Source organism: Paenibacillus rhizoplanae, from assembly GCF_042684125.1.
In the GTDB taxonomy this organism is placed as follows: domain Bacteria; phylum Bacillota; class Bacilli; order Paenibacillales; family Paenibacillaceae; genus Paenibacillus_AQ; species Paenibacillus_AQ rhizoplanae.
The window spans coordinates 419,002-432,232 of the sequence record NZ_JBHUKY010000023.1 but is presented as its reverse complement, the minus strand read 5'-3'; the positions used below and the strand labels follow the sequence as shown (position 1 = coordinate 432,232).

General features: G+C 54.7%; 10 protein-coding genes and 1 riboswitch. Of the genes, 3 read left to right on the top strand and 7 right to left on the bottom strand.

Annotated elements, in window-relative coordinates; all coding sequences use genetic code 11:
- The first annotated feature begins 90 nt into the window (after nucleotides 1-90).
- Nucleotides 91-852 (top strand): YwaF family protein, encoded by a 762-nt coding sequence (locus ACFSX3_RS14985; RefSeq protein WP_209984143.1) that lies wholly within the window; start codon nucleotides 91-93, stop codon nucleotides 850-852.
- Between the two features lie 255 nt (nucleotides 853-1,107).
- Here ACFSX3_RS14985 and ACFSX3_RS14980 read toward each other — a convergent pair whose 3' ends face one another.
- The 5 genes from ACFSX3_RS14980 to ACFSX3_RS14960 all read right to left on the bottom strand — a co-directional run bounded on the left by ACFSX3_RS14980 (nucleotide 1,108) and on the right by ACFSX3_RS14960 (nucleotide 6,904).
- Nucleotides 1,108-1,539, bottom strand: a complete 432-nt coding sequence (locus ACFSX3_RS14980) for a peptidylprolyl isomerase (RefSeq protein WP_036698220.1) — start codon at nucleotides 1,537-1,539, stop codon at nucleotides 1,108-1,110.
- Nucleotides 1,540-1,666: 127 nt separating this feature from the next.
- Nucleotides 1,667-3,001, bottom strand: coding sequence for a diaminopimelate decarboxylase (gene lysA, locus ACFSX3_RS14975; protein WP_209984146.1), 1,335 nt, complete (start codon nucleotides 2,999-3,001; stop codon nucleotides 1,667-1,669).
- 192 nt (nucleotides 3,002-3,193) lie between these two features.
- Complete coding sequence (locus ACFSX3_RS14970) at nucleotides 3,194-4,954, bottom strand: spore germination protein (RefSeq protein ID WP_379312980.1); 1,761 nt, start codon at nucleotides 4,952-4,954, stop codon at nucleotides 3,194-3,196.
- Nucleotides 4,955-5,816: 862 nt separating this feature from the next.
- A complete protein-coding gene (locus ACFSX3_RS14965) occupies nucleotides 5,817-6,242 on the bottom strand; it encodes a stage V sporulation protein AB (protein ID WP_209984149.1) in 426 nt (141 codons plus the stop codon).
- Nucleotides 6,239-6,904: a stage V sporulation protein AA gene (locus ACFSX3_RS14960; RefSeq protein ID WP_209984152.1), complete on the bottom strand. Its 666-nt coding sequence runs from the start codon at nucleotides 6,902-6,904 to the stop codon at nucleotides 6,239-6,241. Before ACFSX3_RS14960 ends, ACFSX3_RS14965 begins: the two co-directional genes overlap by 4 nt.
- Before the next feature lie 188 nt (nucleotides 6,905-7,092).
- Between ACFSX3_RS14960 and ACFSX3_RS14955 the strand changes: the two genes are divergently transcribed.
- On the top strand, nucleotides 7,093-8,265 hold the full coding sequence (locus ACFSX3_RS14955; protein WP_209984154.1) for a hypothetical protein: 1,173 nt from the start codon (nucleotides 7,093-7,095) through the stop codon (nucleotides 8,263-8,265).
- Nucleotides 8,266-8,409: 144 nt separating this feature from the next.
- Here ACFSX3_RS14955 and ACFSX3_RS14950 read toward each other — a convergent pair whose 3' ends face one another.
- Nucleotides 8,410-9,372 (bottom strand): DMT family transporter, encoded by a 963-nt coding sequence (locus tag ACFSX3_RS14950; protein ID WP_209984157.1) that lies wholly within the window; start codon nucleotides 9,370-9,372, stop codon nucleotides 8,410-8,412.
- 129 nt (nucleotides 9,373-9,501) lie between these two features.
- Nucleotides 9,502-9,649: riboswitch (FMN riboswitch) on the bottom strand.
- Between the two features lie 234 nt (nucleotides 9,650-9,883).
- On the opposite strand from ACFSX3_RS14950, the gene ACFSX3_RS14945 reads away from it, so the two are divergent.
- Complete coding sequence (locus tag ACFSX3_RS14945; protein WP_209984159.1) at nucleotides 9,884-11,062, top strand: substrate-binding domain-containing protein; 1,179 nt, start codon at nucleotides 9,884-9,886, stop codon at nucleotides 11,060-11,062.
- 679 nt (nucleotides 11,063-11,741) lie between these two features.
- Here ACFSX3_RS14945 and ACFSX3_RS14940 read toward each other — a convergent pair.
- Nucleotides 11,742-13,223 (bottom strand): carboxylesterase/lipase family protein, encoded by a 1,482-nt coding sequence (locus ACFSX3_RS14940; protein WP_209985094.1) that lies wholly within the window; start codon nucleotides 13,221-13,223, stop codon nucleotides 11,742-11,744.
- Nucleotides 13,224-13,231: the final 8 nt, after the last annotated feature.

The following is a 13,231-nucleotide window of genomic DNA, read 5'->3' as shown; positions in this document are numbered from 1 at the left end:
ACCTAAGAGTAGAACTTTAGAATCAGATATAATTAAATTTAAACAAAAATATGTTTGGTAATTTATCTCAGGATTCAAGGAGAGATTCCAATGAACCGGAATTTATTTTGGGACCGTCCCCATGACAGCGATTTTGTCATGCTCTCAGCCTCACATCTCATTGCCCTGTCTGTCATTGCCTTGTGCTGCCTGGCGCTCTTTGGGGCCCGCTTCGCCCTGCGCAGCCGGTCCGGTCTGCGATTAGGCACACGCCTGCTGCTGATTCTACTGCTGGCTGCTTCCGAGGGGGGCCTGCATGTCTGGTATCTCTCCCATGGCAGCTGGAGCCGCAGCTCCTCCCTGCCGTTGGAACTATGCGGAATTACCCTGCTTCTGTCGATCGTGATGCTGCTCACGCGCAGCAGGCTGCTGTACAGCTTTCTTTATTTTGCCGGGATCGGCGGTGCATTCATCGCCCTGCTTACGCCTAATCTGGTCTATCCGTTTCCGCATTTCCGCTTCCTGCTGTTCTTCATCGCCCACGGGTCGATCATCCTCGCATCCCTGTACATGACCTGGGTCGAAGGATATAAGCCCACCTGGCGCTCGCTGTTCTTCACCATGCTCTGCCTGAACCTTGTCGCCGCGTGCGTCTACGCCGCCAATGTGCTGCTGGACTCCAACTATATGTTCCTGATGCGCAAGCCCAGCACATTCTCGGTACTGGACTATTTCGGCCCTTATCCCTACTATCTGCTGGTTGAAGAAGGCTTCGCCTTTGTCATCTTTCTCCTGATGTTCCTCATCTTCTTCAAGCTGCCGGAGGTGTACACCGCCCGCCGCGCCTCCGCGCGCCAGAAACTCGGCAGGTAAACGGTGGGGGCTGAATTCAGGGGCACTTATGCTCCTCATTCCCGCCAAGCGCCGATGGCTACAAGTTCAGGAGCATCTTAGTTGGACAAACGTATCTTAATTCGGATTTTTTGGAGCTTACGAGGAAATTAATTGGAGAATTTTGTACAATTCACCGAACGGCAAAAAGCACCCGGCTGGATAACCCAGCCGGGTGCTTCGGCGATGCCTGAGGTGGAGACCAATCTCCCCCTCGGCGTCTTTAGAATGCTTGTATTATGCTTCTACAATTTCAACGGTTGTCATCTTGTCGCGACCTTTGAAGGCGTCAACCAGATCCATGCCTTCAACCACTTTGCCGAATACGGTGTGTACTCCGTCAAGGTGCGGCTGTGGAGCGTAAGCGATATAGAACTGGCTTCCGCCTGTGTTCTTGCCGGCATGGGCCATAGCCAGGGAGCCGCGCTCGTGCTTGTTCGGGTTGATCTCGCAGTTGATTGTGTAGCCAGGACCGCCAGTGCCTGTTCCGTTAGGGCAGCCTCCTTGTGCTACGAAGCCTGGAATCACGCGGTGGAACAACAATCCGTTGTAGAAGCCGTCTTTTGCCAGCTTCTCAAAGTTTGCTACTGTATTAGGCGCATCCTGATCGAACAAATCGATCAGCACGACGCCGCCGTTTTCGAGTGTAACTTTCGCTTGCTTAGTCATATGTAAATGACCCCTTTCGAAATGACAGATGTAGAACACTTTTATTAGTTTACTATGAAACGGAGCACAAAGCAAAGCAAGCGGGAAGTCTTCCCGCCTGCCGTTATAGCACAACCCTATAGTCTTCTTATTTTGTAACAGCCTGTTTGGCAATCCGTGCAGGCACGATATCATTGGCAACAATGTCCTGATGGGACTCACGGCGTACGACCAGATCGCTCTGCCCGTTCTGCACGAACACTACTGCCGGACGGCGGATACGGTTGTAGTTACTGGCCATGGAGTAATTGTAGGCGCCTGTGCAAGCCACAGCCAGCAAATCGCCGCTCTCCACCTTAGGCAGCTCAACATCCCAGATCAGCATATCGCCGCTCTCGCAGCATTTGCCGGCGATGGATACCTTCTCCACGTTAGGCTCAGTCGCACGGCTTGCCAGCAGCGCTTCGTACTTGGATTCATACAGGGCCGGACGCGGATTATCTGTCATGCCGCCGTCAACGGCTACATATTTGCGCACACCCGGAATTTCCTTGCTGGTTCCAACCGTGTACAGGGTCGTTCCGGCATCCCCTACGATACTGCGGCCCGGCTCCACCCAGATCTGCGGCAGCGAATCGTTAATGCCAGTGAAGTGGGTCTTCACTGCATCTGTGATGGCTGCGACATATTCGGATACCTGCAGCGGCGTGTCGCCGTCCACATAACGGATTCCAAAGCCTCCGCCCAGGTTGACTACAGGGAAGCTGATTCCCAGCTCTTCCTTGACGGTACGGGTGAATTCGGCGATACGTTCAACGGCAAGCTGGAAGCCTTCAGTCTCAAAAATCTGCGATCCGATATGCGAATGTACGCCAAGCAGGTTAAGATTGGCCAAGCTATCGGCCAGGCTGACCGCTTCACGGGCCGAGCCGTTGCCGATATCGAAGCCGAATTTGGAGTCAGTCTGTCCTGTGGAAGCATAGGCATGGTGGGCATGGGCTTCAACCCCAGGCGTAACGCGGAGCAGAATATTAACAGTCACTTCTCTGCGGGCCGCAATGGACTGAAGCAGCCGAAGCTCTACCAAATTATCGGCAACAAAGCAGCCAATGCCTGCATCGATCGCCATCTCAATCTCGTCCGGTGTCTTATTATTGCCGTGGAAATGAATACGTTCTGCCGGGAAACCGGCTTGCAGCGCAGTATACAGCTCTCCATCGGAGACAACATCCAGCGATAGCCCTTCCTCATCCGCAAGCCGGCACATCGCCATCGTCGAGAACGCCTTGCTGGCATAAGCCACCTGGAACCCGAGACCGGAAGCTCTAAAAGCGTCCATGTATTCGCGGCAGCGGCGGCGGACCAATTGCTCGTCCACTATATATAGCGGTGTCCCATACTCCGCTTTCAATTCGGTTACATCACATCCGCCGATCTCCAAATGCCCTGCATCATTGATTCGGCTCGTCCCGTGTAAAAACATTGCGCAGTCCTCCAATTTCTGTGGAATAATCCGTTCCACCCTGTCTAGTATATGATTTGTAGCCCCGATGCGTTCCTGAAACAGGTGCTCAGAATACAGATCCGGCTTATTGCGGGGCTGTTCAGTATATTCAGTATAACAGACAGAGGGAACACCATTGAATGGACTTTTTTGCAGTTGATTTGTATTTTCCTACGACTTGCGCGGGGCATCCTTATTCTCAGGCATCCGGGTGTTATCTCTTGTTTTGTTGAAGGATGGCCTTGTTTTGGAGCTGAGCACCGGCTGGCGCAGGAGGATCTCCGCCATGGCTTTTGCATTAAATGGTATAAACGGCCACATGTATGGGGAGTTATACGAACGGTGTGTGGTCAGCAGCACCACCAGCAGTGTCGTCCCGATCATGAAGCCGGGGATGCCATAGGCAGCCACCGCCAGCAGCAGCGCAAGCCTGACAATCCGGTTGGCCAGCCCCAGCTCGTAGCTCGGCGTAGCAAACATCCCGATGGAGGCCACCGCCATATAGAGCACCACTTCATTGACAAACAGCCCGGTCTGTACGGCGATATCCCCGACCAGAATGGCAGCGATCAGCCCCATCGCGGAGCCGAGCGGCGTCGGTGTATGCACCGCAGCCATCCGCAGCAGGTCTACCCCGAGCTCAACGATCAGGAACTGGGCAATGAGCGGGAGATTGGCTGATTTTTGCGGACCGATGAAATCAAGCATGCCCGGCTTAAGCTCCGGATGAAGCACCATCAGCATCCACAGCGGAAGCAGGAACATCGATGCAAAGATCCCGATGAAGCGGACCCAGCGGAGATAAGTCCCCATAAAAGGCGTCTGGCGGTTCTCTTCCGCATGCTGGCAGAGATCAAAAAACGTCGTCGGCAGCACCATCACACTCGGGGAGGTATCGACAAAAACAACCACCCGGCCCTCCAGCAGATGGGAAGCGACAATATCCGGCCGTTCCGAATAACGGACCAGCGGATAAGGGTTCCAGCCGCCGCCGACAATCGCTTCCTCCAGCTGCTTGTCCGCCAGGGGAATGCCGTCGAGATTGACGCTTTTCAACTTGTCCGTAACGGCCTGAACCTGGGTCTTATCCACGATATCATCGATGTAAGCTAAGCAGACATCTGTCCGGGTCCGCCGTCCAATCTGATGCATCTCCAGCTTCAGCCCAGGGTCGCGGATACGTCTTCTAACCAGAGCCACGTTACTTAGCAGCGTCTCTGTGAAGCCGTCCCGCGATCCGCGGACCACCCGCTCAATCGACGGCTCATCCGGGCTGCGGGAAGGATACGAACGGGTATCCATGATGATGACCTGCGTCTCTCCTTCAATGAAGAACGCGCTCATGCCGGCTAACACTTTGTTGATGCTCTCGCTGAACAGCTCGCCTTTCTCCACCTGGACATGGGGAATATATTCACTCATGAAGCTGGCGAGTACATCTGTCGATACATTTTCGGGGGTCAGATACGTCAGGCGCTTCAGAATTTCATCGATAATCGTATCCTTGGCGAAGCCGCTGATGCAGAGCAGCGCCGCACGTTTCCCGCCGAAGGACATTTCCCTGAACACAATATCGAAGGACGAGCCCAGCCCAAGCACCTCGGTCAGTGTATTCTTGGAATCCGCAAGCGATTTCGGTATCTTGTCATTGCCCTGCCAATACGTAATCGACTGCTCCAGGGAATCAGAGCGTTCATTGTCCCGTTTCTGTTGCAGAGGGTCCTTGGGCTTGCTTGCAGAATCCGCTTCCTGACCAGCTTTGGCCTTCTTGGGAGCGGACTGCTTGGAGGCGGTTTGCTTGGGAGCAGACTGCTGCGGCTGCTGTTGTTGACCAGCTTCCTGACCGTACTCCTGCTCCTCAGGCTCTTCATCATCTCCAAATAATCTGGCAAAAAAGCCTCTATGGCCCTTATCCTGCGTCTGCGCCCCCAGCTCGTCCGAGGTCTCCATATCCTGTGACTGGCCTCTGCCGTCTTCACGGGCTCCCTGTCCCGCGCCGGAATCCGCAGCTGAATTATCCGTTCCCGAATTATCTGTCCCTGAATTATCTTCACCAGTCTGCGCTGCTCCGGTCTGCTCGGGTGTGCCGCTTCCTTCGGAATCTTCTGATTCCGGGCCTGCAACACCGGCGGAGGCAGAATCTCCTGAAATATTCGCTTCTTGCTGCGAGTCGTCTGCTGCCTGGTCTCCGGTACCGGATTCCGCAGACTTCTCCTCCGGCTGGCCGGACTTGCCCAGTTCATCCGCAGCTTCCATCTCCTGATTCTTTGATCCGTCCATATTCGCGGAGCCATCCCCGGCTTGCTCCTCCGGCCCGGAATCATCGCCGAACAGACTGCTGAAGAACCCTTTGATGCCTCCGCCGGACGATTCCTGATCGTCTGTGCTATCGGCAGCGGCATCGTCCTCGGTGCTGGCCCCAGCATCTCCAGCCGCTGCGTTCTTACCGCCGCTATCCTCACTTTCTCCAGACGCAGCATCTTTCCCGCCACCAGCCCCGCCATCTCCAGATGCAGCGTTCTTACCGCTGCTATCCTCACCTTCTCCAGTTGCTGCGTTCTTACCGCCACTATCAGACGGAGCAACATCCAGGCCAGATGGGCTTTCCTGCCCCCCCTCAATCGGGCGCGTCACCGCACCCAGCTCCGCTGACGCCTCCAGTTCCTGACCCCGGCCACTCTGAGCCGCCGGTTGCTCTTCCTGCTCCGGCGACTTCTGCTGCGCAGAACGGTCTTGCTTGTTATCCGACTCTACCTGATCACCGCTATGAATATACCTCACTCTCTAGCCCCCTTTACTGTCGATATACAAACCAGTCGAACAACGAGCCTGCCACTTTGCCGCATACCATCGCCATTAAGAGACCAAGCAGCAGATGGGTCATATGCAGACGTTTGGCCAGGATCGGCAGGACATTGAGCACCTCCGTCAGAGCAGCAGCCAGCATGCCGATGAATATGCCGTTGAACAGGCCTACTCCCAGCTCAATCAGCGGGCCCGCCGCCATTTTCCAGTTCCAGAAGTCGCTAACTGTCCCCAGCAGGGAACCGCCGACCATCGCTCCCTCATACCAATGAACCTTGTCATAGGAGGAGGTGAGCTGTGCCAGCCGGGGGATGATGTCCAGCACTACGAATAGCGCGATCACCCCGCCGCCCACCGCGATTCCCCCGGCAATCCCGAGCAGCAGATGAAGTCCGAGCGACAACGGTGCCGTCATGCGCCCCCCTCCCGGCTGCCGGGTGCTTCGTCACTGCGGCGTTTCATTTTGCGGTACTCCTCATTAATTACGTATTGATCGATATTTTTCTGATACAGGAACATTTCCACCTCAAGGGGAGTCGGCTCCTCATTCCATTTCTTTTTGAACAAATGATTGAAAAAAATCACCATCCCAAACCCAATGCCCAGCGAATAGGCGATCTGAAACAGATAAGGATGCTCGTCCCTGCGGCCGGTCAGCATCTCTACAATCCGGATCTGTACCTCCAGCATGCTAACATCAGCATGGAAATTCATAATCGTCAGCGCCGAGCCGAAGAACAGCAGCAGCCAGACCAGAACGAACAGGGCAATAGAAGGTTTTGCAGACGTTGCCGGACCTTCAATCTGTACAATGGTGCGGCCTTCGCCAATCGGCTGAATCTCCGCATCGGGGTACACCTCCTGAATCCGCGGAATGACGGTCAGCAGATCAATCAGGATCAGATTGCCGTCACCCTCTTGCGGCTGAAGCACAAGCAGTGAATACAGCGGCTCCCGCCAATGCGGCTCGGTGATCAGATAAGCAACATCGCGCAGCAGTACCCCCTTGCCCTTGGGCACCGTCACCCGGTTCTTGAGCTGGATATACACGGCCGGAGCCGGGGAGTCAGTGTTCATCTGCGGGGCCTCCTTAAGCTCAGGTATGAAGCGGTAATGCAGCAAGAATAACGGTAGTATGGGAAAAAAGGCTTATTTTTACTCTTCCCCTGCGCAATTCATCGTGATTAAGCAGGATCACCGAAACTTTTCCTGCACCAGCGCCGTCTATAATTACAGTTATTTACACTGAGAGGATGGAAGTTCATATGAGAAAAGCACTGCATCAATCCTTACGGATGGTTCTATCTGCCTCTATGCTTCTGGCATTCGCCGCGCCGTTTACAGCACATGCTGCCGAGAAGATGGAGGTATACGATTCCTATGCCAATAAGAACAGTAATGTGCAGCTGTATTCAGTGAGTCAAGTGGAGGGGAACCAGTTCATCAACGCCGTTATTGCGCGGCAGCCGGATGGGACATATAGTAAATGGCCGGAGGCTTTTCAACATTTCCGGAAGTATGACAGCGGGAACTTGCAGTTAACGGGGATGGATGATCCGGAGCAAGCCTATGTATACGATACGCAGAGCCAGTCCATTATGCGCAAAAGCGAATACGCCATCTCCCCTGACGGCCGCTGGGGTTATTTGGAGCGTTCCCGTTATGGTTGGCAGCCAGGGGATGTACCAGGCAGAGGGTATACCGCAAAATTCAATGATCAATATCTGAGAAATACGGTGACCGGTAAAGTCTCTGTATATCATTCTACTCAGCAGTACTACAATGCACGGTGGATGAACCAGCACATGCTGCTTGAGAACGGATATAATGAGGCCGCCAAGCAGAATGTGATTAGCACGTATGATCCGTCCACTGGAACGCGGCAGGAGCTGCTGAAGGGAACCTTGAACAACTTAAACTTGTCGAAGGGACTGCTGCAATATGTCAAAAACGAGCCCAAACGCCTCCCCTGGATCTACAATCTGAAGGACGGATCGTCACGGCTGGTCAAAGACACCCGCGAGCTTGAAGCCTTGTTCCCTGCCCCTCCATCTTCCAGACCAGAAGTCTCTTTTCCTAAGGATATGGCGCTGATGGACCTGCCGGTCACTGACATGCCCATCACCTTAACCTACGAACACAACCTGAACCTGGACGGGAAAAGTGTCGATGTATCCACCGTATTCACTAAGGGCGGACAAGAGTGGATACCAGTGAAGCCGCTTGCTGCGGCACTTGGCTGGAAGATCGAAGTGATGAACCTCAGCGCAACCGGCGATCCTTCTGCCGCTTATATCTATAAAATTACAAACGGCAGCAAGGATACTGTCCTTACGCCTGTGAACAGCTTCAATTCAGCAAGCAGGCTGTATATCACACCGGCGCAGATCAAGGAGCTTGGGTATAAGAGCATCCAGGTCACTCCGTATCTGAAATAATATCACTCCAGTGGCGGACCCTTGCCCGTCTGCTATACAACAAAGAGGATGTTCCCGGACGGCGCGGCCGTATAGGAACATCCTCTTTGACTGTGATGCGCTGGGTCCTGGGGCCTTATCCTCTCAGACTGTAGCGCTACGAAGTTAATTCTGTTTGGCCGGCTGGAGCTGATCCCTCTGTTGACTGGAGATGAAGAACAGGGCCATCCAGATCAAGGCGAAGCCGACAATCTGCGGCAGGGTCACAAGCTGCCGATATACCACCCAGTTAATCAGAATACCGGTCATCGGGAAGCTGAGTTCGGCCAGGGTTGCTACCGAAGCTTTGGTCGTGTTCAGTCCCTTGTAGTAGAGCAGCATGCTGAGCAGTCCGGGCAGCAGCGCCTGCAGCAGCAGGTTAATGGCAACTGCCGCCGAGCCGCTAACTCCGCCGCTCATCTGCCACGGGGCGCCTTCCATGCTTGTAATCACAAACAGTAACGGGAGCGCAAGAATGAAGCGCAAGGAGGTTACCGTCTCATATTTCATCGAGCCCAGCAGATAACGGCCCATGACTGTAGAGCCGCCCCACAAGGCGGCAGCGCCCAGCGCCATCAGGCTTCCTACGCCCATGAAGCTGTTCACATGACCGAAGGGAATCGTCCAGCCGAAGGTCAGCAGGTAGGTTCCGGCCAGTGCAACGATAAGCAGCGGTGCAAAATTGCGCGGCAGGCGTTCTTTTAGAATAACAGCGGCAAGACCAATGGCGAACAAGGGCTGAAGCTTTTGGAGCAGCAGCACAGCATTGAAGTCTCCGCTGGATAAGGCCTTAGTGAACAGAATGGTCGCTACAGCTGATCCGCCCCATGATACCACGAGCAGCGCTGCGGCCTGGCGCAGACGGATACCCTTCAGCTCCGCGCGGGTGCGCCACAATACCGGGGCAGCCACCAGGAAGAGCACAACATGCTCAAGCAGTACTATCTGGGACGAAGTCAGGGATTTCAGCAGGATAATGCGGAACAGCGGGTCAACTCCCCATAAGGCCGCCCCCAGAACCACCAGCCAGAATCCGCTGCGCACCGGTGCGGTACGCATGCCTTGGGATGAAGCAGATACATTACTCATCTTTCATTCTCCTTGTCGATACAAACCCTCGATAGAGACCAAAAACCCCCATGTCTCCTGTGAACAGGACAAACATCGGGGGTTGTTATCAATAAAGACATGCGGAATAGACCCCGCCCGCCTTTATCTTATGATCCTCTCCCATCCGGACTTTACCGTCGGCTCTGGATTGTCACCAGATCAGTCGCTTCCTCTTGTGATAGAGTAACGAGTCGCGGGCTTAGTTCTCACGAACATCACCGCCGGTCAGGAATTTCACCTTACCCCGAGAATCTTGTATTCTGTTATTATTTTCACAATCCCAGAATACCTCTGATTCTTCATTTCGTCCAGTATTATATGAAAAACAATCATTATATTTCATTGAGCAATCATTAAAACAGTCATTCTGGCAACCAAATCCGTGTCCTGCATCCAGGTTCTGGTTCGTTTGGCAGAAACGGCAGCGTGCGCTACACTATAGTATGAGCATTAATCATCCCTAATATAGAGATTTTATTTGGAGGTCATCATGAAAAGAAGCTTTCTGACCAATCTGCTGTATTCCATCCTTGCTCTGGCCGGCCTGGCCATCATCGGCTTCATTACTTTCTTTTTTGTCTCTTTTACCGGAGGGATGCTGTTCTATGGTCCACTAGTCCTGGTCGTTGCTTCCGGGCTGGCTGTACTCTCCATACTCAGCATCTTCGGTTTGTTCAGCAGAAAGACACGCCGGATGCTCCTGGCTGCTTTTGCCGGAATCTGTGTGCTGGCAGCCGCAGGCCATGAGATCAGACAAGCGTATGTGAACAGCCTTGCAGAAGTCAGGGAACCAGAGGTGAACCTGTACCAATACGCCCCCTTTGAGGTGAATACCAAAGCTGCTTCTCTGGAGCACAAGGCAGCCTATCAGCTTACGGAGCAAATGCCCCGTCTGGATGGTGCAACGGCGCTGTATCCGCTGTATTCCGCTTTTGTCCAGGCCGTGTATCCGCAGGATACCTATAACTCCAGCATTGAGCTGACCGGAAATGATCTCGTCCTGTGCACCAGCACTTCCGAGGCCTACAAGCGTCTGATCGCCGGGAACGCTGATATTATCTTTGCCGCAGCCCCTTCGCTGGCCCAGACGAAGCAGGCGAAGCTAGCGGGCCGGGAGCTGAAGCTCACGCCAATCGGGCGCGAAGCGTTCGCCTTCTTCGTCAACAAGCGCAATCCGGTGGACAGCTTAAGCATCGATCAGATTAAGGATATCTATTCCGGCACCGTCACGAACTGGAAGGAGGTAGGCGGCAAGAAGGCGTCCATCCGGGCTTTTCAGCGGGAAGAGAACAGCGGCAGCCAGACGAAGCTGCAAAAAATCATGGAGGACCGCCAGCTAATGGCTCCTCCCAAGGAGAATGTGGCGGATGTGATGAGCGGGATTATCAGCCTCACCGCCAGCTACCGCAACTTCAATAACGCGCTCGGCTTCAGCTTCCTGTTCTACGCCTCACAGATGAATGCCAGCGAGGAGATCAAGCTGCTGGCCATCGATCAGGTGCCGCCCTCCAAGGAGACTATCCGCAGCGGCGAATACCCGCTCGCCGTCGAATTCTACGCTGTAACGGCCGGCAGCACCAACCCGAACATCGAGCCGTTCCTGAACTGGATTCTGTCCGCCGAAGGCCAGGAGCTGGTTGAGAAGACAGGTTACACTCCGGTGAAATAAGCAGAACACCAGCATCCTAATGGGGTAAGCGGATGCTGGTGCCTCATCGCTTTCTGATGGCATAACATGCAGCCAGCACACCGCCGCGTCCGCCCATTGTAATCGGTTTTTTGATTACATTTGGCCCACGCGGCGCGCTCCCAGTCCCATTGTGGTCGGTTTTTCGATTACATTCCGCCCTAACACACACGCAACGTCCATTGTAATCGGTTTTTTGATTACATTTGGCCCACACACCACCGCCATTGCCCAATGTATGCGGTTTTCCGCATACATTCTGAAGCGATCTCCTTCTCATTCCGGCGCTCTGCCTAACTCTGACCAATCTAAGAGTTTTCTCTCTCAACCGCTTGTATAGAGCAGCATTGTTGCACTTTTTACAGGATTTCTCTATAACTGTTACTGGCTGCGGGCTCATTGTTGCATCATTTGCAGGAATTATGGTGATTAGAGTAAATTAGCGCTGGATTTGTTGCTTTTCGTGCAGGATTTCAGCATAGGGCGATTCTATTGAGCAGTATTGCTGTAATTCGTGCAGGATTCCCCAATTAATGTTACTGGCTGTCGAGCAATGGGGCCTTCCCTTATCGCAGCACCCGGTATTTCGATTACATCCGGCCCACACACAAGCAGCAGCCCTCCCGGAGGTCTTCCTCCGGCGAGGGCTGCATTTGTAAACTTATCCTGTATAATGCTCAAAAATCCGTCTGCGCTTCTCCCCGTCCGGGTCATTCACCACACGCGAGGATTGGTCAAAGATCATCGTTGCCCGCGTCTCTGGTGTGTACTGCGGCCAATCCAGTCCCGGCGCTGCCGGATCTCCCCCATGGGCGAAGGCGGTCCAGGCAGTCTGCATCGCCTCGGCCACTGCCTCCATCTCCGGCGTCACGCTCAGGCCATACTGCTTCAGCAGCGGGAGATTGTTGAAGACATATAGAATCTCCGCCCCGTGAATGGCTTTCTCCAGCAGCGGATGCCCAGACACCGTCCAGTCGAAGCGGTACATCCACACGGGGCCATGCGCCTGCTGCTTCTCCGCGAATGAAATGGAGCTGGCCCAGAAGAACAGGTCGGTCAGCACCTCTGCCTGTCCTTCCCAGGTATGGCTGTAATCCGAGGTCAGCTCGGAGAGGTCATCTACTCCCATCAGCTGCTCCAGCGCCTTGAGGGATTGCTCGAAGCTATCCGCCTTCTGCCCCTCGCGGAAGAACAGATTGCCTTCATGCAGATTCGTTCCAATCAGCACGGGAATGCCGCTGGCAGCTCCCGCCGCAATCGCCTGTACCGGTTCAACCGACAGGGTGCCCGGCTCAACAACCGGCTGGAAAAACATATTCATCGAGTCTCCGGACAGCTTGTACGCCATCCGGCCTGCGGCTTCCATGATCTCTCCGGCTGGGAGCGTATGCAGAAGCTGCGTATCCCCGCCAGACTGAAGGCCCAGCTCGGCTAGCAATGCGGCGGCAATCTGCCTGCCCTGCTCCCCATTCAGCGTCTGCGCCGCCCCGCTCTCCATAATGGCCCTGGCGAACAGTCCCTTCGCTGCTGGCATCGCCAACAGCGCGGCAATGCTCATGCTTCCTGCCGATTCACCGAAGACCGTGACTCGCGCCGGATCACCGCCGAATGCAGCGATATTCTGCTGCACCCATTCCAGGGCAGCAATCTGATCCAGGAGGCCCAAGTTGCTGCCCAGCCCTCCGCCCAGCGGAGACAGGTGCAGGAACCCGAGCGGACCCAGCCGGTAATTCACTGTAACCACCACGACATTCCCGGAGGCGGCCATATTGCTGCCCTCGAACATCGGCTGGCTGCCTGCGCCGGTAACGAAGGTGCCTCCGTGAATCCACACCATCACCGGCAGCGCCTCGGTCTCCGCCACTACCGCCGGGGACCAGACATTCAGATATAGACAGTCTTCATCGTAGACCGGGGTGGTACCACCGAAACGCGTCCCGCTGGTGCTTACCGGCTGCAGGCTGACCGGTCCGAACTTGATGGCCTCCCGTACGCCACTCCAGGACTCCGGCGGCTGCGGTGCCCGGAAGCGCAGCTCTCCGAGCGGCGGGGCAGCGAACGGGATACCGCGCCACACGTTCACGCCGTTTCCCGCTTCTCCCTTCAGTTGCCCATAAGCTGTATTCACCAGTTGTCCTGTCATTGCACTCA